The organism is Clostridium amylolyticum (assembly GCF_900142075.1).
Lineage (GTDB): Bacteria > Bacillota > Clostridia > Clostridiales > Clostridiaceae > Clostridium_AA > Clostridium_AA amylolyticum.
In genome coordinates, this window is record NZ_FQZO01000005.1 from 124,035 (window position 1) to 145,411 (window position 21,377).

A 21,377-nucleotide genomic window follows, 5' to 3' on the forward strand; every position below is an offset into this window, starting at 1 on the left:
ATTAATTTAAAATTGTATTATATATTTTTAAAACAACATGTATAATTAAATTGAGGTGAATTATATGATAGATAAAATTGATACTAATAAAATATTAAAATATCTTAAAGATTTATTAGAAATTTCAAGTCCCACTGGGAATACTTTAAAAGCTGTAGATTATCTTATAAATCAATTTAGATCTTTAGGAGTGGATTATACCGTTACCAATAAAGGAGCGGTAATAGCTACTATAAAAGGTAAGAATGATAATTACCAAAGAACCTTCTCGGCCCATATTGATACTTTAGGAGCAATGGTAAAGGAAATAAAATCCAACGGTGCTTTAGCAGTTACTCCTATAGGTGGTTTTATGATGTCTTCTGTAGATGGTGAAAACTGTCTTATAGAAACTTTAGAGGGTAATATTTATACTGGTACCATACAAAATATAAAACCTTCTGTGCATATAAGCGGCAATGAAGCTAGAGAATTAAAAAAGGTTCCTGAAAACATGGAAATAATTCTTGATGAAAAAGTTTTCAAAGCTGAAGAAGTTGAAAAGCTTGGTATCAATGTTGGTGATTTTGTAAGCTTTGACACTAGAACCACCTTTACCGAAAAAGGTTTTGTTAAAAGCAGGCATTTAGATGATAAAGCCAGTGCTGCAACATTATTATATGTAATTGAATATATTATTAATAATAAAATTCAGCTTCCTTACACCACTAATTTCTTTATGAGCAATTATGAAGAAGTAGGTCATGGTGCCACTGCAGCTCAACCAATTAACACTAAAGAATTTATAGCTGTAGATATGGGTGCTCCAGGTCCTGGACAAAACTCTTCAGAATACGCAGTGTGCATCTGCGCTAAGGATTCATCAGGTCCTTATGATTTAGAACTTAGAAAGAAACTAATTAATGTATGTAAAAATAAAAATATCGAGTATAAAATAGATATATACCCATATTATGGTTCTGATGCTTCTGCAGTTGTATCTGCCGGCTGGGATTTTAAAACAGCTTTGATAGGTCCAGGAGTATTTGCTTCTCATGCCTATGAAAGAACTCATACAGATGCTTTAAATGCCACTGCCAAACTAATATTAGAATATTCCTTAACCTAATAAAACCTAAAGGGATTCTTAAATAAGAATCCCTTTAGGTTTTATTATAGAAAATGAAAGTTTCCATTTTCATCTATATAAAATTCGCTGTTAGTAAATTGAACATTTCTTTGTCCTCTATTTAAAGTCACTATGGTTCTTTCTTTAGAAAAATCTCCATCTGTATCAAAAGCCTCTACTCCAATGTTCACAGGAGAAGTAGCAGTTACACCATATTTTGACTTAGGAATGACGTAAGAGTTTCTTCCTTTATTTAAAGTAGCTACGTAATTGCTATTTAGGAAAATATTATACCCTCCTAAATCAACATCTGGGTTAGGATTCCATGAAACATAAATATTTCTTGCATCCTCATAAACTCTTAATCCAGCTACATCCCTTGGTGGCCTTAATAAATCAATATTGTTAGGTCCAAAGTTTAAGTCAGTGGGTGAATCTACTCCATTTACATTTCCACTTTCACTATACTGCCATATCCGCCATCTAGTCCATCCGCCTTGGTCTTTAGGAATAGGTGGATTTCCTGGAATAGAAGTATACATAGCTATCCACAAGGGCATATTACTTAAAGGAAATCCTCTTCCTGGTATATAGAAGTTATTATATAAATCAATAAAAAAAGCGCCAGTATATATCATTAATCTTCTTCTAGTTTTACTTTCAAATCTTCTTCTAAACCTATCCACCCAATTAACTAGTTGTTCTGTAGTTAAGGATTTGTCCAAAGGGGCTTCTACATCTATAACTGGAAAAAGATCTCCGTAATCCCCGGTTCCAAAACCTTGTTGTAATATATTGGCAAAATCATCTGCTTGAGCATCTGCTGCTGGGAGGCTAGTAGTAGGAAGTGCATAATGGTATGCTCCTACAGGTATTCCAAAATCTCTGCTTGCCTTTGCAAACTCCAAAAATTTTCTGTCTACTCTAAATCTGCCACTACCAGAACCCGATGATCTTAAATACAAAAAGTCAACAGTTCTAGCTAGCACTTGAAAATTAACATTTTGACTAAATTCATTTATGTCTATTCCAAATAAACTTCCTGCATTAGGACTTTGCATTTTTCCTCCAAAAATATATGCTTACACTATTAACATATTAAGTTTATTAAATTTAGTTACAAAAATTTAATTTTCATAGGAGTTTTCTTTAAGCAATGGAAACTGAACATAAAAGGTTATTAACTCTTCCTCACAGTTAGCCCATACCTTACCTCCATGAAGTTCAACTATATTTTTAGTTATAGCAAGTCCTAAGCCGCTACCAGAAACAGAACTATTTCTAGCTTCATCTGCCCTATAAAATCTTTCAAATATCATTGATAGTTTTTCTTTTGATAAACTTTCCCCTATATTGCTTATACTGAAAACAGCAGTTTCTGTAAATCTTTCCAAATTAATTTTCACATCACTTGGTTTACGGCTATATTTAATGGCATTGGTAAATAAGTTTTCAAAAACTCTAAGCATCTTATTAGTATCTACATTAACATATACCTTTTCCTCAGGTAAAAAAACTTTTAAAGTCAATTCACTTTCTTCATAATAAGGTCTAAGCTCTTCAATTAACTGTTCTAAAAACTCATTTAAATTAACTTTTTTTAGTTCTATATTAACGTTTGCATTAGTAAGCTTAGTGTATTCAAATAAATCATCTATAAGTATTTTTAATCTTTCTGCTTTGTTAAATGCAATACTTAAATACTCTTTCATTTCTTTTTCATCACTATATTTACCGTCCTTAACAAGGCCTAAGTATCCCATTACCGATGTAAGCGGGGTTCTTAAATCATGAGAAACATTAGTTATAAGCTCATTTTTAGTTTTTTCCGCTTTTCTTTCATTTTCTATTTTAATTTGGATTTCCTGAGCCATAAAATTAATATTTCCTGCCAAGGTACCTAGTTCATCTTCACTTTTTTTTGGTATCCTATAACTTAGGTCACCTGTAGATATTTCCTTTAAACCCTTTGAGATTTCTTGAATATACTTCATTTGATTATTAGTAATTATTATAAAAGAAATTATAAAGCTAGCAACGGCAACTAAAAGAGCCAACAAAGAATTTTGTCTAATATAGGTATGTTCTATAAGCTGCGCTGTAGGTACCGCACTAGTTATAACATAGGCTTTAGTATCCTTTAAATCAATAGGATAAACACCATCTACTCTCTTACCTTCAAAATTATTTTTCCTAATATTATTACTTTCAATGGAGTTTTTTAACATTGTGTAAATATCAATTTTAGTTTCAGAAGCATTATCACTTTTAACTATTACATTACCATCTAAATCAGTAATAATTACCTTATCATCGCTACGATTGGAAAAATTATTCTTTATTATAGCTTTAAGCTTATCTGTTTCACTTGAACTAAGCTTACTGGAATTAATACTCCTCACTAAGTCCCCGGCTCTGTAATTTATATTGTTTACGGATTGGTCATACTCCATATGGGATTCTGTTACTTTACCAGAAAATAAGCTATTGCCTATTCCAAAAGCAATTAAGGCTATGATAAAGCATACTCCAAAAACCACCACCAGCTCAAACCTTATACTTTTTTTCATCCTATTTAAAAATATATCCCATAACTTTTTAAATGGTTTAAAAAGCCTGCTGTTTAATATCTTGCTAAACCGCCTCTTTAATCTGCCTTTCTTGCTATTTTTCAATTTTGTATCCCACTCCCCATACGGTTTTAATATATCGAGGTTTTCTTGGGTCCGCTTCTGTTTTTTCTCTTATTTTTCTTATATGAACCATTACTGTATTATCTGATTGTATAAAGCTTTCTTTCCATACGCTTTCATATATATTTTCTATACTAAAAACCTTGCCTCTATTCCTTGCTAAGAGTTCTAGTATTTCAAACTCCCTTGGAGTAAGCCTTACTAATTTACCCTCTACTATAACCTCATGAGTTTCAGTGTTTATTGTTAAATCATCAATTTCAATAAAGTCTTTAGTTTTGTATGAAGCATTATTGTTCAATTTTATATATCTTCTTAATTGTGACTTTACTCTAGCAATAAGCTCTAATGGGTTAAAGGGTTTAGTTATATAATCATCAGCCCCAGTGGTTAAACCCATGATTTTATCCATGTCTTCTGACTTAGCAGAAAGCATTATTATTGGGGTGTTTTTTTCTTCTCTAATTTTCATGCAAGCTTGTATTCCATCTAATTTAGGCATCATTACGTCAAGTATAATAAGCTGCACATCATTGTTATTCAAAATATTCAGGGCTTCCATACCATCGGAAGCCTTTAGGGTGTCATATCCTTCATTTCTTAAATAAATATCTATTAAATCTCTAATTTCTTTTTCATCATCAACGATGAGTATTTTTTCTTTATCCATTGAAGCAGTTTCTCTCCTTCCGGTTTGTACATTAATCTATACATTAAAAAAGCAAGAACAACACCACCTACACCATCCAAAACCACATGCTGTTTTACAAATAATGTAGAAAGTATAATTAATATACCTAATATATTGAGAGAATGCCTAAACAATAACTTATCTCTAAAATATCCTTCCTTTATAACAAAACAGGAGTAAGCTGTGGTAAACACATGTATACTCGGAAAGCAATTAAAGGGATTATCGTTGGCATAAATTCTTCTTGTAAGATTGCTATAAATGTCATTACCTACGATCTCTGGTCTTGGTACAGTGGTCTGAAATAAGGCATAAATTAAATAACAGCACATCATCCCTAAAGAAAAACCCATAAGAAGTTTAAAGTACCCTTCTCTCTCCTTAAGGTATAATCCTATTATCACAATAGGTAAAAATAGATACCACGAACAGTAAAATATTATAAATTCTCTTGTAAATGGAATCATATTATCCAGTTCTGTCATTAAGCTATACAGCCTATCCCCTGGCTTATTAAACAGCATATAAAGCGATCCTGACAATAAATATATAATAAGGAACATAATTTCTTTTTTATTGTTTTTAATTTCATTAATTACTTTAATGTCCTCCATATAAACCCCTCCTTCTCAATATAATAATAATATACAAATCTTAACTTTTTCTTAATAAAACCCTTAAATATTTATAAATTATTTAAAAACAAAATCCCCTGTAAAAGTTACAAGGGAATTAATTATAAAACAATTAAGCTCTTACATTTAATGACTTTTCTATAATTAGCTCTAGAAGCCTGCTAAAGCTTACCCCTTTTCCTGCGGCACTTTTAGGGAAAAGACTATTTTTAGTCATACCTGGTAGAGTATTTATTTCTAAAATATAGGGTATCCCATCTCTAACTATCATATCTACTCTAGCATACACACTACATTTAAGAGCCTTCCAGCACTCCAAAGCCATTTTTTCAACTTCTTTTTCTAAGTTTTCTTCTAACTCTACGATAAACTCATCTGCTCCACCATCAGCGTACTTAGCAGTATAATCGAAAAAAGAAGCTTTTGGCTTTATTGCTAGTATTGGGTACAATTCTCCATCAAGTATTGGACAAGTAATCTCATCACCTTTAATATATTCTTCTATCATAACTTCGTTATCCCATTTCAATCCTTCTAGAACTGCTTTTTCCACCTCTTCTTCCTGGTGAATAATAAAAGTAGCAACACTAGATCCTCCATTGTTTGGTTTAATAACCACTGGATATCCCATCTCTTTAATTTTACCATAACTTATGTCATTTATACTTCTAACATTAAACCATTTTGCAATTCTAACCCCTGAAGCCTGTAATACCTTTTTAGTAAGATCTTTATCCATACAAAGTGCACTGCTTAAAGCATCACAGCCAGAGTAAGGTACTCCTAAAGTCTGAAGCACTGCTTGCACAGTTCCATCTTCACCAAACTTTCCATGAAGCGCTAAAAGTGCAAAATCTATTCCCTTTATTTTTTCAAAAATATCTTCTTTATTATCAATAATTATAGGTACAACATCATATTTGGTGTCTTGTAAATATTTTACCATAGACTCTCCACTTTGCAATGAAATCTCTCTTTCAGAGGATATTCCACCCATTATCACACCTATTTTCATATACATCCCTCCGCAACTTGTCTCATCTAATTATTATATTCACTACTTAGACCTTTGATTATTATACCACCATATAATAAAAACAAAAAGACTCTATCTCCCCAATATACATCTTATAAAGTTGACCTTTTTACTCAGATTACATATAATAAATTGAGAATTGGAAATTCTCAATTTAATTTAGAATTTAGAATTGAGAATGTAGAATGAAGGATAGTTTTTCTGAAAAAGCATCAGAAAAACTTTAAAGTGTATAAAAAAATAAACTTTCTGAAGGGATTTTCTACATAATATCATTGAAACTCTGTGAGTTTCTTCCTGAATTCTCAATTTTAAATTAGTAAAGGACTGGTTGAATGAGTAATAAGACAAAAGGAATAGTGTATATAATAATCTCCGCCTTTGGCTTTGCAGGCATGGGCATATTTGTAAAGCTATCTGGAGATATTCCTTCCATAGAAAAAACCTTTTTTAGAAATATTGTTTCCTTAATACTCGCTTTTGTGCTTATAGTTATAAACAAAGAAAGTTTTTTTGGTAAAAGGGAAAATCAAAAATATCTATTAGGTCGCTCTATTCTAGGAACCATAGGTATAGTAGCGAATTTTTATGCCATTGATCATTTAGTGCTATCTGACTCTGTGATGCTTAACAAATTAAGTCCTTTTTTTGTTATTATTTTTTCTCTTATTTTTTTAAAGGAGAAAATAAAACCTTCTCAAGTGATAGCACTTATTTTAGCTTTCTTAGGAAGCATTTTCATAATAAAACCAGGATTTTCTTCAGATACATTTCCATCTTTAATAGGTCTAGCTTCTGCTCTCTTTGCAGGAGGTGCTTATACCTTTGTTAGATACTTGGGAGGCCGTGAAAAATACTATACTATAGTTTTTTATTTTTCCTTTGTGTCCATAATAACAATACTGCCCTTTGTGATATTGGTATATAAACCTATAACCCTTATACAATTTTTATATCTTATGGCAGCGGGAACCTTTGCTTCCATAGCTCAATTTTCTCTTACTGCTGCTTATAAGTATGCACCAGCCAGTGAAATATCCATATACGACTACACTCAAATTCTATTTGCAGCACTATTTGGATTCTTTATATTCAGCGAAATTCCAGATAAGTGGAGCATTATAGGTTATACTTTAATAACAAGCGCATCCATAGGAATATTTATATATAATAAATTTAAAATTAGGAAAGGACTCTGTTATGAAAAAAAGAACTAAGATTGTATTGGAAAGTTTAAAAGAAGAATATCCAGATGCTAAATGCGAGCTTAATCATGAGACGCCTTTTCAGCTTTTAGTGGCTACCATATTATCTGCCCAGACTACAGATAAAAAGGTTAATGAAGTTACTGAAACCTTGTTTAAAGATTACCCCACAGTGGATGATTTTTTGACGCTTACTGAGGAAGAGTTGCAGCAAAGAATAAAAACTATAGGTCTTTATAAAAGTAAAGCTAAAAATGTACTTACTATGTGCAGGCAGCTTAAAGAGAACTTTCATGGTGAGGTTCCAAGAACCATGGAAGAAATCACCTCTTTAGCTGGTGCAGGAAGAAAAACCGCTAATGTAGTGCTATCCAATGCCTTTGGAGTGCCAGCTATAGCTGTGGATACCCATGTGTTTAGGGTTTCCAACAGAATAGGTCTAGCCAACGCTCCAAATGTTCAAGAAACTGAAAATCAGCTCATGAAAGAACTCCCCAAAAAAGAATGGTCACTAGCCCATCATCTCATAATCTTCCACGGCAGAAGATGCTGCTACGCCAGAAAACCCGACTGCGGCAGATGCGTAATAAGAGAAAACTGTGATTATTATAAAAATAATTTAAAATTAAGAATTGAGAAGGCATAATTTAATTGAGAATTTAGAATTTAGAATTTAGAATTTAGAACGGATGAATGTGGAAACTCACAGAGTTTCTTAGAATTTATGTAAATGAAGAGAAGCTTCAGCTGAAGCTTCTCTTTTTAAAAACTATATTTGAAGTTTTTCTGATGCACTCTCAGGAAAACATCCTCCTTCATTCTCAATTCTAAATTTTAAATTTAAACAAGCTTCTCTTTAAGCTTGTTTAACTGCTCCGAGTTTGATTTAAAGCCCTCTAAACTTCCTTTTTCAAAATATACCTTTCTTATCATGGCGTTTCGTTGAAGTACCGCTTTTCCTCTCCAGCCACAGGAGGTGATGAGGTATTTTTCTTTGAAGGTCTTTTTTCCCATATTTATGATCTCATCGGTATTGTGTTCTTCCATATACTTATGGGGCTTAAATTCTTCTAGAGGAGAAAGCCTTATAAGCTGATTGTATCTGCATTTTTTTTGACAGGAATCACAGCCAAAAAGTCTTCCATTTAACAGTGGCAGCCATTTATCTTCTAAATCTTTTTTTTGTGTTATATAGGACATGCATATATTGGCATTCTTTTTTACTGGATTAATGGATTTTGTTGGACATTCATCAAAGCATAATGTGCATTCTTCACCACACTCTTCATGTTTTAAAAGCATTTCATGGTTTCTTTCTGGAAAATCTGGTGTAAGCTCTAAATCGGTTATTATCTCTCCTAAAAACACGTAAGAGCCATACTCCTTAGTTATAAGCATATTATTTTTACCTATAAAGCCTATACCGCTTAAATATGCTATATACCGTTCAGGAAGGGCATTGCTGTCTGTTAAAGCTACAGCTTCTCCTCCTAAAGCTTTAATATATTCACAGATTTGCCCTAAATATTTCTTTACCACTCTATGATAGTCTTGTCCTCTTGTGTATACAGAAAATGCATAATTCTCTCTGGTTTCTATCTTATGAAGATAAGGGAAAGCTATAGAAATTATAGTCTTTCCCCCTTCAAGATATATATTAGGATCTATTCTTTTCTCAATATCTTTTTCTTCAAATTCATTTTCAGTTCCTAATGCTTTTCTTTCTTCGAAGAAATTTCTTAATTCTTCAAACTTTCTACACTGAACAAATCCAACTTTATCAAGTTTTAGATTTTTACAAAAATCTAAAATTAGTTGTTTTTTATCCATAAACTTGCTCCTTTGTGTAACCTTTAAATTACCATCTCATTGTAAATAGTCTTCATTTTCCCTCTATAATCCTGTATATGAATTATGGAAGCTGGGGGTTTAACGATGTTCTTAGCAGGTGAGCCTACTGCAGTGGCATTGGAAGGTACATCCTTCAATACTACAGAGTTGGCACCCACTTTAGCATTATCCCCAACAAATATAGGTCCAAGTATTTTAGCTCCTGCTCCTATTATAACATCATTACCAATAGAAGGATGTCTCTTCCCTTTGTGCTTTCCTGTTCCACCTAGGGTAACTCCATGGTATATAGTTACATTATCTCCCACTTCAGCAGTTTCACCAATAACTACACCCATACCATGATCTATAAAGAGTCCTTTACCAATGGTGGCTCCAGGATGTATTTCAATGCCAGTAAAAAATCTGGCTATTTGTGATATAAATCTTGCTGTAAAAAATAACTTCATACTATATAACTTGTGAGCTATTCTATAAGCTATCATTACATGAATAGAAGGATACAAAAGTAGTACTTCTAAACTACTTCTCGCAGCTGGATCTTTAGCTAAAATGTTATTAATATCATATTTTAAATTTTTCAACATTTAAACCACCCTTATTGAAAAAGATCCATGGACATATACTTTTCTCCTCCGTCTGGTGCTATGGCTAATACTTTCTTGCCTTTTCCCAGCTTCTTAGCAACTTCTAAAGCTGCAAATAATGCTGCTCCTGAAGATATACCTATAAGTATTCCCTCTTTAGAAGCCATTAATCTAGTAGCCATAAAGGAATTTTCATCGCTAACTTGAAGGATTTCGTCCACTACTTCTTTTTTATAATTTTCAGGTATAAAGCCTGCGCCTATACCTTGTATTTTATGAGGTCCTGGATTTCCTCCAGAAATTACTGGTGACTTCTCAGGTTCTACAGCTATGATCTTTATATCTTTATTTATTTCTTTAAGATTGCTTCCTACTCCTGTAATGGTTCCACCAGTGCCCACTCCAGCTACAAAAGCATCTAAGTCAGGTATATCCTTTATTATTTCCTTGGCAGTAGTTTTATAATGCTTTGCTGGATTAGCTATATTCATAAACTGTTGAGGCATAAAATATCCTTTTTCCTCTACTAATTCCTGGGCTTTAGCTATGGCTCCTTTCATGCCTTTTACCCCTTCAGTAAGTACAAGCTCTGCACCATAAGCCTTTATCATGTCTCTTCTTTCTTTACTCATAGTATCAGGCATAACTATAACCACATTATATCCCTTAAGTTTTCCTATCATAGCTAAGGCTATACCAGTATTTCCACTAGTAGGCTCCACTATAGTATCTCCTACTTTGAGCAAACCAAGTTCTTCCGCTTTTTCAATCATTCCTAAAGCAGCCCTATCCTTAACGCTGCCTGCAGGATTATATTTTTCAAGCTTTATATACACTTCAGCACTGTTTTCATCCACTAAATTGTTTATTTTTAATATCGGTGTATTACCTACCATTTCTATTACATTATTAAATATCATTTTTATCCCTCCAATAATTTAATTAACTTTATTATTTGCTTTATTAAAAAATAAAAACTCCGCCTCTAGTTAATAAGAGACGAAGCTATGTATACTCCGCGTTTCCACTCCAATTGAATATTAGATATCCCACTCTTTAGGCATCAATAAATGCCTTATCACTATAACGGGTGATCCCGGGAAGTCTTACTAATTTCAGACTCCTACTCCAAAGTGCACTTCACATTAACTTTCAGCAGAAACTTCTCAGCTCCGTTTCCTCTCTGTGGCTTTCCATTAAGTTACTTTACTTTTTCATAGTATTTATATCCGAGTAATATAATATGATTTCTTAATATTTATTATATTCAATACTTTAAAAAAGTCAACAACTAAATAATACTATTTTAGTATATATTTAATTAATAAAAAAGAGCCTAAGGCTCTTAAAATGCAAAATCAATCTATTAAATAACTGTAATTAGCATGTATTTATTTGAAAATATTTTTTTAAGTTATTTTAACTAGCTATTTTCATTAATACCCAATACTCTAATTCCATTATGAACACAATTTATTAAAAGAGGAAAATCCGGTCCTTTTTCTCCATCAATATCTGTTACTATATCCTCATTACTGTGAATCTTAAGTTCTCTTGTCTTGAAATGTATAACTCCTGGGTCGTCTAAGTGCTCTCCCTTAATTACTCTAATGAATAATGGCAAAAGCTCTTTAATAGGCACAGCTTTAAATATAATAACATCTAAAAATCCATCAGTAATTTCAGATTTTGGGGCTAATTTAAAATTTCCAGCTGTCATACCATTGAAAACTAACATTAGATACATATATCCATCATAATCTATCTCTTCTGATTTTATATTCACTTTAAGTCTTCTAAAGTTAGGAAGTTGTTCTATTCCTTTAAGGTAATATGCAAGCTTTCCTATGGTGTTTTTAAGATTATCATCTGTTTTTTGAGATACATCTGTAAAAAGCCCAGTACTTGCAACATTTACAAAATATTTGTTATTAATTTTACCAATATCCACAGGTACAGGCACAGAATTCAATATCTTCTTGCAACATTCACCTACATCTAAAGGCATATCTAAAAGCTTTGCAAAATCATTGGCTGTTCCTACTGGAATAACCCCAATAGGAATATCTATATTTTTTTCCTTCATTATGTTTACAACAGAATCAATAGTTCCATCTCCACCAGCTACAAGTATGTAACTATAATCCTGGTCAATATCATTAAAGGCCTCATGAATATTTATGTTCATATCAATTCTAAAAGGAACTATAGTATACCCTTCCATTTGGTGAATCTTAATTACTTTATCAATCTCATTAATAATTATATTTTCACCGGAAAAAGGATTGTATATAAATTTAACCTTTTTCATTTTAACCCTCCTACCCAAACAACTAAAAAGATTATAACACTTATCCCCCTCATTATCAACGACAATACCTTAAGGTAAACTTTATTAATCTATTATGATTAATTTAAGTTATTACGTTATAAAGGTATAATAAAGACATCTAATCTTAACACTATCTTAATAATTAACATAATTAGTTTAAAATTTAACTTTTTTAATGTATAATATAGTTTATACTTTAATTATATTTTTATTAAATTTTGGGAGTGATTAATTTTCATGAAGAAAAGTACTATTCCTAATATGTTTACTTTTGTCAATCTATCCTGCGGTGTACTATCAATACTAAGTATATTTAATGATAAATACCAGTTATCTGCAATATTTATTTTAATTGCCGCCTTAGTGGATAGATATGATGGCAGAGTAGCTAGATTCCTTAATGTTTCCAGTGATCTAGGCAAAGAACTAGATTCATTATCAGATTTAGTTTCTTTTGGAGTTGCTCCATCACTTTTAATTTATAGTCTTTATGAGTTTCAGACTCTTGGTCCAAAAGGATATATAGGTTACCTGATATTATTAGCATTTCCTATTTGTGGAGCATACAGACTGGCTAGATATAATGCTACAGATTTTGATGGTGTATTTACTGGGATACCTATAACTGCTGCTGGAAGCTTTATGGCTTTATTTGCGCTTATAACTTTAAATAGAGGTGTTACAAGAACTCTTCCTGTAATATTTTTAATAATCTTATCATATTTAATGATTAGCACATTTAAATTTAAAAAAGTCTAGCTAAAAAGAAGCCCAATTTAAGGCTTCTTTTCTTTTTCATTAAAAAAACTCAATTCTTCATCTATTTCTGTTTTTATTATATCAAGCTTATTCTTACATGTAATATAATCAGATTTAATTTTACAGTAATCGAAATAAGTGTAATCACAATAATCTATAACTTCAATAAGCTCATCAATAATTATACCCAGTTCATCTGCTCGTTTAATAGCATTCCTTACTTCCTTTTTTCTAGCCAGAGCTATGGTGTTTAGGTCTGCAGCTCCACCAATAAGAAGTCTGTAGGAATTAGTGAATTTAAAAAGTAATTCTGCTAAATTATTTATATCTGAAGAATGTTTTTCCATTATGTGTCTATAACCCATACCATCACCTGACAATAAGTTAATCATAATAAATATATTAACCTATATCACATTTCATACCAAGGATTAATATATGCAAGCAAAACTGCCAGGGGAATAATTGTAATGGATTTTATTCCTTTACATAACCATTAATATAATCTTCATCTATGTGCTGAAAAATATTAAAGCAGGACTTATTAGCTAATCTATTACTAGTTGATTTAATTATATCTTTTATATTTTTATTTTTCTTTAAGGAATTATAAACATATTCATCATCAATTTCCTGCCAATAATTATTTCTAGTAATGTTATTCTTCTTAACATCTTTGTTATTAGTATCATTATTACTAATATATTCTAGAGACCTTATGCTTTCTTTAACAATATTTGTATCATTAAACTTGAAATTATCTTTATACACTATAGGGACTACAAAATCTTCTGGTAGACGTATAAACATCTTATCCACCTACTTTTCATAATCTTCGCATAAAGGTTTAAAAAATGCTCTTGGGAACTTACATAAAGGACATACAAGTGGAGCCTCAGTACCTTCATGAATATAGCCGCAATTTAAGCACTGCCATTTAATAGGTTCCTTTGAAGTAAACATGGTTTTATTTACCACCTTATCATATAGGTCCTTATATCTTCTTTCATGAAACTCTTCCACTTCTGACAGTTCTTTGTAAAAATCCGCTATTTCCTTGAAGCCTTCTTTTCTAGCATCTGCCTCAAACTGTTTATATATCTTTGAATATTCCTCAGTTTCCCCTTGAATAGCATCCATAAGATTTTCTGCTGTGCTCCCCACTAGTCCTAAAAATCTCCTATACACTTCCCTAGCGTGGGCATATTCATTTCCCGCTGTTTCGTCAAATACATCCCCTACCCACTCATATCCTTCCATTCTAGCTTTTTCAGAATATAAATTATATCTATTTCTAGCTCTAGACTCTCCAGCAAAGGTCTTGTATAAATTTTTTTCTGTCTGAGTTCCTTTCAGACTTTTTATATCCATAGATATCCTCCAATAAATTATCTCTTTTTATAATATTCAAATTAAATTGTGATGTTACACTAAAGCTTCTTTACTCTCATTGGTATATCTTCTTTTCATCATCATATGCTAGTACAACTTCTTTATTATCTTTTTTAGTATATAAATAAACTTTATGCCCCCAAAGCTCATGTATATGTTTTAAAGTAGCTTCTGCATAGTTAATATTTAACTCTCTTCCATCGTAAACATGTTGTAAAGTTAATGAATTATCCTTTTCATTCCAATAGGAAACCCTAATTATAGGTATTGCACCCATACCACAATAGTTACATAGTGTATCTCTAATACTTTGCCATCCTCTTTCGTCGGAAACCTCTTCAATATATAAGTCAAGTCCTTTTTTAGTAAATTGAAATAAATTCATTTCTGAACATAGCTCTTCATTTAAATGTCTAAGTAAAAAAGAATAATCCCTATCACACTCTCTTATTTCAAAAACTTTTTTTCTTCCATACTTTTTATCTAAATATTGAAATAATGTAAAACCTAAATAATAGGGATTTAATCCATTTTTTATGGGTGCTATTACCTGATTATGTCTAGCTATAAATTCTAAATAAAGATTTTGACTTAATCCTAATTCTTTAAGTATATTGTAATGCCAAAAACTAGCCCAGCCTTCATTTAAAATTTTTGTTTCTATTTGAGGTATGAAATACTGAGTTTCCTTTTTTACAATTTCAAGAACATGCCTTTTCCATTCTTCCATTTCTGCATTTTTTATAATAAACCCTAGTAAATCTTCATTATTTTCGTTATTATAGCTCTTATCATTAACAATTTTCTCTTCCTTTGATCTAATGGTATTAAATCTTATAGAATGGGCAGCATTTAACACCTTTTCAACCTTTGTACTTCCTATTTCAGGGTCGTTTATATATTTTCTTATGCTTTGAGAATGTAATTTAAACATCTCCAAAGCATATGGAGCTTTTGTATCTTCTTTAAACATCCTATTATTCTTAAAAAAATCATTATGCCCATAAACGTGAGCTATGGTCATAATCTGTAAAAGAAGGTTATTGTCTTTCATTAAGTATGCAATACATGGGTTGGAGTTAATTACCATTTCATAAGGGATTCCTGTTAGATTGAACTTATATAATGTTCTGTTTTTTTCAAAGGCTTTTCCAAAGCTCCAATGAGGGTATCTAGAGGGCATTCCTAAATAAGCCTCATAGCCTAACATCTCTTTATAGCTTACTATTTCAAACTCTTGAGGGTAAAAACTTAGTCCAGCTTTTTTAACCAATTCTTCTATTTTTTCACTCCACTTTTCTAAATCTTTAATACTATAATTCAACAGTTTTTTCCCTCCTTAGTTCCTTCCTAAGTATTATTTTCAATGCCTTCCAAAGTTCTTTTTTATCTTTTATGCAAACTGAAACAAAATTATCATTTTTTATCTCCTTCATAACCCTAAAATACATGGTAGTAGAAAATGTAGAAGGTAAAAGTTCGGCGTATCCTACTAGATTACTGCAGGCACAAATACTTTTGATGCTTTCCAATGCTTTTTCGTTATCTTCACTCCAATTGTCTCCATCACTAGCATAGAAGGTATATATATTCCATAATTCTTTTGAATATCTATCTTCTATTATTTTTAAAGCAGCTTTTATTCCGCTAGAAATATAGGTTCCCCCAGACTCAGCTTTATGAAAAAACTCATATTCATTTACTTCTTTTGCTATGGTAGTATGAGAAATAAATACCATGTGCGTATTTTCATATTTCTTTTTAATAAATCTTGAAAGTACAAAAAAGAAAGAACGTGCTAAGTATTTCTTTGTATTATCCATGGAACCAGATACATCCATAATAAATATCATTACAGCATTGCTTTCCTTCTTTGGCTTTTGTTTAAGCCTATAATATCTTATATCCTCTTCATTAAAAGGCATCCTCTGAATATCCTTAGACATCCCTGCTTCGTTTAAGGCTCTTTTTTTGCTTTGCTTTCTTGCAATTTTAGCCATAACAGTTTTCTTTTTAGCCAATCTAGGTTTTACTCCAAACCTCTGATATCCTCTCTTCTTTTTACTACTTTGTGAAATCACCTTAGAAAATTTCTTTTTATCTAAATTAGGTAATTCAAAATCATCAATTAAATATTCTAAAAGTTCTTCTAGAGTTACCTCAGTTTCATAAATATCTTCACCTTCATCATTACCCGCTCTGCTAGCTGGCTTACCCTTTTCTTCTTCATTGAATATTTTATCTGCTCGTTTCTCTTTTCCATCCCCCATGGCTACATTTTTATTGTTTTTGCCATAAATAAATGAATATTCTTTTAAACCTCTTATAGGAATTTTGTACTTTTTATTTTTACTTTCCCCTACAATATTTTCATCAGAAAGTAAATCTCCAAGATTATCTTTTATAGTTTTTTCCACTAACTCTTTATGCCTTCTTCTGTCTTCAATGCTTCTATCATGTTCAAAAGGTTCCTTACTAGTATCTCTAAAGATTGCCATAATACTAATCCTTCCAAAGATTGTTAGCTGCATATTTTAAAATTACATCACAACAATTATCACAATAGCCATTATCTTTTAGTTCCTCCACCATAGCGTTATATTTTTCAGCTTGCTCTTGATCCCTTACTCTTGATTTTGTTATTATCCTAGATAGCTCTCTAACGGAAGCGGTGAGTTTCTTCTCTATAGCTTCCTTAAGAGGTTCATAGGAGGTATAATCAATTTTTCCACCATTTCTTATAATATAAAACATATAAGAGGTAACATCGGTTCTAAAGCCTTTGCAAGCACCTTCTGTTATGCCGATATACTCTTCTATGGATCTCATAAAATCCTCCTCTGGAACCAATTCTTCTCCTGTGGATGGATCTTTAAGTTTAGTTTTATTCACATATGCTTCTGCATTATCCATATAATTGTTGAACAGACTTTCTGCCTGTTCTCTAAAGGAATGAATAAAAGCTTTTGTAATTTCTTTTTCTATTATCATATTATATTCCTTCCTTATGTTGTCTTGAATAAGCCCCATATATCGCTTTCTCTCTTCATCAGATGTATCCATCTCTTTAATAGCTTTTATTATGCTTTCCATTATGCTTAAAGGATTTATGCAGTTATGCTCTGAATTAGAAAGGGCGTTATCTATGGCCTTTATTATAAATCTGGTAGAAATGCCTTTCATCCCTTCAAAAGCTCCTGCTTCTTCTCTAAGTTCTGTAATATCAATCCTCTTGGTGGTGCCTTTTTCCACTATATCTTCTCCATTATAAATTTTTAGCTTTGTCATTAAGTCTATCTTTGATGAAGGTATGATTCTAGTTAGTATGGAGAACATTGATGCTATCTCAATGGTATGAGGTGCTAAATGAGCGCTAAAGTTACTCCTCTTAAGTATCTTTTCATATATCTTTTTTTCTTCATTAAGCTCTAAGCAATATGGAACCTCCACCTTTACTATTCTGTCTAAAATAGCTTCATTAGTATGATCTGCCTTAAATTTATTCCATTCTGCTTCATTAGAATGGGCTATTATAAGTCCATCAAAATAAATCATGGAACCTTTTCCTGGAGAAGGTATAGACTTTTCTTGGGTGGCAGTAATAATGGTATGAAGATACTCCACATCATTTTTAAATATTTCTATAAATTCTACTAGTCCCCTATTTCCTACATTAAAAGCCCCATTTAATGAAAATACTCTGGGATCATCCTCTGGATATATGTCCATCTTTGAAATATCAACGCTTCCTGTAAGTATTGAAGTATCCTGATTATTTGGGTCTACCGGAGGCACTACTCCTATGCCCTTCCTAGATCTTACTGAAAAGTTTTTGGTTTCTATAGGAAAGTTTTCATATTGTCCCTTATATTCATTTAATAACCTAAACCTACAAACTGGACATAGATCTCCTTCTATCTGCACTCCAAGGATTTTTTCAAAATCCTTTCTAAGATGCTTAGGTATAAGATGAAGGGGCTCTTCATGCATAGGGCAGCCTTTTAGCACATATATATGCTCTGAAGCTTCAAGGCTCTGCTTTAATGCATCTACAATAGAAGACTTTCCCGCACCTACAGGTCCCACTAAATATAAAATCTGCCTGGCTTCTTCTCCCTTCATTGATGCAGAATGAAGATAATTAATAACCTTCATAAGGGTTTTATCAATACCATAAAAGTTATCCTTAAAAAAGTTATATCTTTTAATAACCTCACTGCCATAAATTTTTTTAATGCGAGGATTTTCCTCTGGCCCTAAAACTTCCAAGCCTTTTTCCATCACTAAATCATATATTCTCTTGTGTGATAATTTAGCTATATCCGGATTATCTTTAACAATTTCAAGATAATCTAAAAAATTCCCCTGAAACTTTTTTAAATTATATTTTTCACGATCACTTCTAATAAGTTCCCTAAAATCCACAACCTCACCCCCTATGATTAAATATATTCCACCTATATAGAGAGGTATTACTTAATTGACAATTTAGAATTTAAAATTTAAAATGAAGGAGGAAACTCACAGAGTTTCTTTCAATATATAAAAAAGAAGCTTCAGCTGAAGCTTCTTTTTTTAAAAACTATATTTGAAGTTTTTCTGATGCTTTCTCAGAAAAACATCCTTCATTCTACATTCTAAATTCTAAATTTTAAATTAAATTGTCCCCTCTTCCACTTTGGGAAAGCATATTTTAAACCAGTAAGTGTACTTGTCTGGATTCTTTTCCATATCTTTTTTTATTTCCTCCAGGCTCATCCATTTGTAGTCTTCTACTTCAGAAGGCTCTGGGGTAATTTCTCCGTCATAATAGCCTACAAAAACATGGTCAAATTCATTTTCTATGAGTCCAGATTTAAATTCTACCCTATAGGAAAAGGTAAATACTTCTTTCAGCTCACAGTCAAAGCCCATTTCTTCTTTAAGCCTTCTGTGTATGGCTTCTGAAAGCAATTCATTTTGTCTTTGATGGGAACAGCAGGTATTGGTCCATAATCCTGGGGAATGGTATTTGTTGCTCTCCCTTTTTTGCATAAGTAATTGATTTTGAGAGTTGAAGATAAATATAGAAAAGGCTCTATGAAATATACCTTTTTTATGTACTTCATGTTTTTCTCCATATCCTACTTCATTATCATTTTCATCTACAAGAAGTATCATTTCTTTTTCTGACATTATTTCACCACCTTTTATTTTTACATTTTGTTTATATCATATTATCTCATTTTAAAGTTAATTTAAAAGCTAAAAGTTTATTTCTAGGATATCTTAGAAGTCTTATAAAGCTTTATAGCATTTAAGAAGTCCTGCCCATACTTTATGCTCTTCTTTTCTCCAACACCTTTTATGTTTAAAAAATCATCATGATTTTCAGGCAGCTCTTTACACATTTCCATTAAGACGCTGTCTGAAAATATTATATAAGGAGGTACCTTTTCCTTAGCTGCAATTTCTCTCCGTACTCTTCTTAATATATCAAATAATATCACATCATTTACCATTATACTTTCTTCTGCCACAATTCTTGTTAACAACTTTTCTTTGCCTTTAAGTATGTTAAAAGATTTAGTGTTAAGACTTACCATAGAATAGGTTCCGGTTTTTCTGTCTAAATACCCTTGGGAAATTAGAGTGTTAATTATATCCTTGATAAATTTTATATTATATTCTTTCATAATTCCATAAGTGGATAGCTTATTTAAATTAAACTCTTTTATTTTAGGTCCTGTATATCCTTTTAATATATCTATAAGCACGCTGATTCCGTATTTTCCCTTAGTTCTATAGATGCAGGATAAAATCATTTGAGCTTCTAGTGTTATATCTCTTAATTCTTTATTATTTATACAATTACTGCAAGTACTGCAATAATCTTTAATAATGGGTTCTCCAAAATATTTTAAAATATAATTTGTATAGCATCCACTATAGAGAGCATATTCCTGCATCGCTTGGAGTTTAGACATTTCTATTTGCAATCTGTTTTCTGAAGTGCTGCCTTTAATCAAAAATTCTTGCAAAGCTATATCAGATGGGTGAAATAAAAGATAGCACTGACAAAAGTCACCATCTCTGCCCCCTCTTCCTATCTCTTGATAGTAGCTTTCAATATTTTTAGGAAGGCTGTAATGTATTATAAACCTTATATTAGATTTATCTATTCCCATGCCAAAAGCATTAGTTGCAATCATAACATTAAAATTGTCATAAATAAAATCTTCTTGAAATCTATTTTTATCCCTATCCTCCATGCCCCCATGATATTTTCCTACGCTAAATTGATTTGCAGATAAATATTCATAGAGCTCATCAACTTCTTTTCTAGTAGAGACATAAATTATTCCACAGTTATTAATATTATCTTTTAAATAATCCACAATAAAATTAACTTTATGTTCTTTACCTTCTGTTTCAATGACATTTAGCATAAGATTTTCTCTATGTAAGCTTATGGGGTAGAAGTAAGCACCATTAAGACCTAATAGCTTCACTGTATCTTCCTTTACCGCTTGTGTAGCCGTAGCTGTAAAAGCAGTAACTACCGGTCTTACCTTTAAACTATTTATAAAAGGAGATATATTTCTATAACTAGGTCTAAAATCATGTCCCCATTGAGAAACACAATGAGCCTCATCCACCGCCACTTGGGATATATGTATTCTTCTAAGGGCACGACAAAAAGCTTCAAATTCCAGTCTTTCTGGAGCTATATAAATTAACTTGTAAACACCAATATCTGCATCATCTAATATAGAATTAATTTCTTCTAAGGTTTGTGTGCTGTTAATATAAGCTGCGGATATGCCCATAGCCTTTAACGCATCTACTTGATCCTTCATTAAAGAAATTAGAGGAGATATAACCAGGGTTATACCATGAAATAACACCGCAGGAATTTGATAACATAAGGATTTACCTCCTCCTGTGGGCATTATTACAAAGGTATCCTTCCCTTGAAGTATGTTTTCTACAATTTTATATTGCCCTTCCTTAAAGCTATGAAAGCCGTAATACTTTTTTAGTACCTTAAAAGCTTTATCCATCATTGTTAATAGCTCCTAATATCATATATATAAATTATTATCCTT

General features: G+C 31.6%; 21 protein-coding genes and 1 other annotated feature. Of the genes, 4 read left to right on the forward strand and 17 right to left on the reverse strand.

The window, feature by feature from the left end:
• The first annotated feature begins 64 nt into the window (after window positions 1-64).
• Complete coding sequence (locus BUA82_RS12235; protein ID WP_073008517.1) at window positions 65-1,108, forward strand: M42 family metallopeptidase; 1,044 nt, start codon at window positions 65-67, stop codon at window positions 1,106-1,108.
• A gap of 44 nt (window positions 1,109-1,152) precedes the next feature.
• On the opposite strand, the gene BUA82_RS12240 is transcribed toward BUA82_RS12235, so the two are convergent.
• From BUA82_RS12240 to BUA82_RS12260, 5 genes are all read right to left on the reverse strand, one after another.
• Window positions 1,153-2,169, reverse strand: coding sequence for a glycoside hydrolase family 25 protein (locus BUA82_RS12240; RefSeq protein WP_073008520.1), 1,017 nt, complete (start codon window positions 2,167-2,169; stop codon window positions 1,153-1,155).
• 66 nt (window positions 2,170-2,235) lie between these two features.
• On the reverse strand, window positions 2,236-3,783 hold the full coding sequence (locus tag BUA82_RS12245) for a sensor histidine kinase (RefSeq protein ID WP_073008522.1): 1,548 nt from the start codon (window positions 3,781-3,783) through the stop codon (window positions 2,236-2,238).
• Window positions 3,773-4,471, reverse strand: coding sequence for a response regulator transcription factor (locus BUA82_RS12250; protein ID WP_073008525.1), 699 nt, complete (start codon window positions 4,469-4,471; stop codon window positions 3,773-3,775). Before BUA82_RS12250 ends, BUA82_RS12245 begins: the two co-directional genes overlap by 11 nt.
• Window positions 4,417-5,106, reverse strand: a complete 690-nt coding sequence (locus BUA82_RS12255) for a phosphatase PAP2 family protein (RefSeq protein ID WP_083599926.1) — start codon at window positions 5,104-5,106, stop codon at window positions 4,417-4,419. The genes BUA82_RS12250 and BUA82_RS12255 overlap by 55 nt, the downstream gene beginning before the upstream one ends.
• 133 nt (window positions 5,107-5,239) lie before the next feature.
• Complete coding sequence (locus BUA82_RS12260; protein ID WP_073008528.1) at window positions 5,240-6,142, reverse strand: D-alanine--D-alanine ligase; 903 nt, start codon at window positions 6,140-6,142, stop codon at window positions 5,240-5,242.
• Window positions 6,143-6,498: 356 nt separating this feature from the next.
• Here BUA82_RS12260 and BUA82_RS12265 point away from each other — a divergent pair, with 356 nt between their 5' ends.
• The gene (locus BUA82_RS12265; RefSeq protein WP_073008531.1) at window positions 6,499-7,380 is read left to right on the forward strand and encodes a DMT family transporter; all 882 of its coding nucleotides are present in this window, start codon (window positions 6,499-6,501) and stop codon (window positions 7,378-7,380) included.
• The gene (gene nth / locus BUA82_RS12270) at window positions 7,364-8,014 is read left to right on the forward strand and encodes an endonuclease III (RefSeq protein WP_073008534.1); all 651 of its coding nucleotides are present in this window, start codon (window positions 7,364-7,366) and stop codon (window positions 8,012-8,014) included. Before BUA82_RS12265 ends, nth begins: the two co-directional genes overlap by 17 nt.
• 194 nt (window positions 8,015-8,208) lie before the next feature.
• Here the strand turns inward: nth and queG are convergent, their stop codons facing one another.
• From queG to BUA82_RS12290, 4 genes are all read right to left on the reverse strand, one after another.
• On the reverse strand, window positions 8,209-9,198 hold the full coding sequence (gene queG, locus BUA82_RS12275; protein WP_073008537.1) for a tRNA epoxyqueuosine(34) reductase QueG: 990 nt from the start codon (window positions 9,196-9,198) through the stop codon (window positions 8,209-8,211).
• A 23-nt stretch (window positions 9,199-9,221) separates the two neighbouring features.
• Window positions 9,222-9,806, reverse strand: a complete 585-nt coding sequence (epsC, locus tag BUA82_RS12280) for a serine O-acetyltransferase EpsC (protein ID WP_073008540.1) — start codon at window positions 9,804-9,806, stop codon at window positions 9,222-9,224.
• Window positions 9,807-9,817: 11 nt separating this feature from the next.
• A complete protein-coding gene (gene cysK / locus BUA82_RS12285; protein ID WP_073008543.1) occupies window positions 9,818-10,726 on the reverse strand; it encodes a cysteine synthase A in 909 nt (302 codons plus the stop codon).
• A gap of 72 nt (window positions 10,727-10,798) precedes the next feature.
• Window positions 10,799-11,033 (reverse strand) — a binding site (T-box leader).
• Between the two features lie 196 nt (window positions 11,034-11,229).
• On the reverse strand, window positions 11,230-12,117 hold the full coding sequence (locus BUA82_RS12290) for a YegS/Rv2252/BmrU family lipid kinase (RefSeq protein ID WP_073008546.1): 888 nt from the start codon (window positions 12,115-12,117) through the stop codon (window positions 11,230-11,232).
• Between the two features lie 258 nt (window positions 12,118-12,375).
• Between BUA82_RS12290 and pssA the strand changes: the two genes are divergently transcribed.
• Entirely contained in the window at window positions 12,376-12,897 is a 522-nt protein-coding gene (gene pssA, locus BUA82_RS12295; protein WP_073008549.1) for a CDP-diacylglycerol--serine O-phosphatidyltransferase, read from the forward strand.
• 17 nt (window positions 12,898-12,914) lie between these two features.
• Here pssA and BUA82_RS12300 read toward each other — a convergent pair whose 3' ends face one another.
• From BUA82_RS12300 to recQ, 8 genes are all read right to left on the reverse strand, one after another.
• On the reverse strand, window positions 12,915-13,289 hold the full coding sequence (locus tag BUA82_RS12300; protein WP_242948969.1) for a hypothetical protein: 375 nt from the start codon (window positions 13,287-13,289) through the stop codon (window positions 12,915-12,917).
• Window positions 13,290-13,374: 85 nt separating this feature from the next.
• The gene (locus BUA82_RS12305; protein WP_073008555.1) at window positions 13,375-13,707 is read right to left on the reverse strand and encodes a hypothetical protein; all 333 of its coding nucleotides are present in this window, start codon (window positions 13,705-13,707) and stop codon (window positions 13,375-13,377) included.
• Between the two features lie 9 nt (window positions 13,708-13,716).
• A complete protein-coding gene (rbr, locus tag BUA82_RS12310; RefSeq protein WP_178140731.1) occupies window positions 13,717-14,262 on the reverse strand; it encodes a rubrerythrin in 546 nt (181 codons plus the stop codon).
• 82 nt (window positions 14,263-14,344) lie between these two features.
• Window positions 14,345-15,613 (reverse strand): SpoVR family protein, encoded by a 1,269-nt coding sequence (locus tag BUA82_RS12315; protein ID WP_073008560.1) that lies wholly within the window; start codon window positions 15,611-15,613, stop codon window positions 14,345-14,347.
• Complete coding sequence (locus BUA82_RS12320; RefSeq protein WP_073008564.1) at window positions 15,603-16,787, reverse strand: YeaH/YhbH family protein; 1,185 nt, start codon at window positions 16,785-16,787, stop codon at window positions 15,603-15,605. Before BUA82_RS12320 ends, BUA82_RS12315 begins: the two co-directional genes overlap by 11 nt.
• Window positions 16,788-16,791: 4 nt before the next feature.
• Window positions 16,792-18,714: a PrkA family serine protein kinase gene (locus tag BUA82_RS12325; protein ID WP_073008568.1), complete on the reverse strand. Its 1,923-nt coding sequence runs from the start codon at window positions 18,712-18,714 to the stop codon at window positions 16,792-16,794.
• A 231-nt stretch (window positions 18,715-18,945) separates the two neighbouring features.
• On the reverse strand, window positions 18,946-19,464 hold the full coding sequence (idi, locus tag BUA82_RS12330) for an isopentenyl-diphosphate Delta-isomerase (protein WP_073008572.1): 519 nt from the start codon (window positions 19,462-19,464) through the stop codon (window positions 18,946-18,948).
• Window positions 19,465-19,547: 83 nt separating this feature from the next.
• Complete coding sequence (gene recQ, locus BUA82_RS12335) at window positions 19,548-21,332, reverse strand: DNA helicase RecQ (RefSeq protein ID WP_073009117.1); 1,785 nt, start codon at window positions 21,330-21,332, stop codon at window positions 19,548-19,550.
• Between the last annotated feature and the right edge of the window lie 45 nt (window positions 21,333-21,377).

Bases quoted from the DNA above. Each gene is read 5' to 3' on its own strand.
- idi (WP_073008572.1), bottom strand. From the start codon at position 19,464: ATGTCAGAAAAAGAAATGATACTTCTTGTAGATGAAAATGATAATGAA.
- recQ (WP_073009117.1), bottom strand. From the start codon at position 21,332: ATGGATAAAGCTTTTAAGGTACTAAAAAAGTATTACGGCTTTCATAGC.
- BUA82_RS12235 (WP_073008517.1), top strand. From the start codon at position 65: ATGATAGATAAAATTGATACTAATAAAATATTAAAATATCTTAAAGAT.
- cysK (WP_073008543.1), bottom strand. From the start codon at position 10,726: ATGATATTTAATAATGTAATAGAAATGGTAGGTAATACACCGATATTA.
- nth (WP_073008534.1), top strand. From the start codon at position 7,364: ATGAAAAAAAGAACTAAGATTGTATTGGAAAGTTTAAAAGAAGAATAT.
- BUA82_RS12265 (WP_073008531.1), top strand. From the start codon at position 6,499: ATGAGTAATAAGACAAAAGGAATAGTGTATATAATAATCTCCGCCTTT.
- BUA82_RS12240 (WP_073008520.1), bottom strand. From the start codon at position 2,169: ATGCAAAGTCCTAATGCAGGAAGTTTATTTGGAATAGACATAAATGAA.
- BUA82_RS12260 (WP_073008528.1), bottom strand. From the start codon at position 6,142: ATGAAAATAGGTGTGATAATGGGTGGAATATCCTCTGAAAGAGAGATT.
- pssA (WP_073008549.1), top strand. From the start codon at position 12,376: ATGAAGAAAAGTACTATTCCTAATATGTTTACTTTTGTCAATCTATCC.
- BUA82_RS12255 (WP_083599926.1), bottom strand. From the start codon at position 5,106: ATGGAGGACATTAAAGTAATTAATGAAATTAAAAACAATAAAAAAGAA.
- BUA82_RS12300 (WP_242948969.1), bottom strand. From the start codon at position 13,289: ATGATTAACTTATTGTCAGGTGATGGTATGGGTTATAGACACATAATG.
- BUA82_RS12320 (WP_073008564.1), bottom strand. From the start codon at position 16,787: ATGGCAATCTTTAGAGATACTAGTAAGGAACCTTTTGAACATGATAGA.
- BUA82_RS12250 (WP_073008525.1), bottom strand. From the start codon at position 4,471: ATGGATAAAGAAAAAATACTCATCGTTGATGATGAAAAAGAAATTAGA.
- queG (WP_073008537.1), bottom strand. From the start codon at position 9,198: ATGGATAAAAAACAACTAATTTTAGATTTTTGTAAAAATCTAAAACTT.
- epsC (WP_073008540.1), bottom strand. From the start codon at position 9,806: ATGTTGAAAAATTTAAAATATGATATTAATAACATTTTAGCTAAAGAT.
- BUA82_RS12305 (WP_073008555.1), bottom strand. From the start codon at position 13,707: ATGTTTATACGTCTACCAGAAGATTTTGTAGTCCCTATAGTGTATAAA.
- BUA82_RS12290 (WP_073008546.1), bottom strand. From the start codon at position 12,117: ATGAAAAAGGTTAAATTTATATACAATCCTTTTTCCGGTGAAAATATA.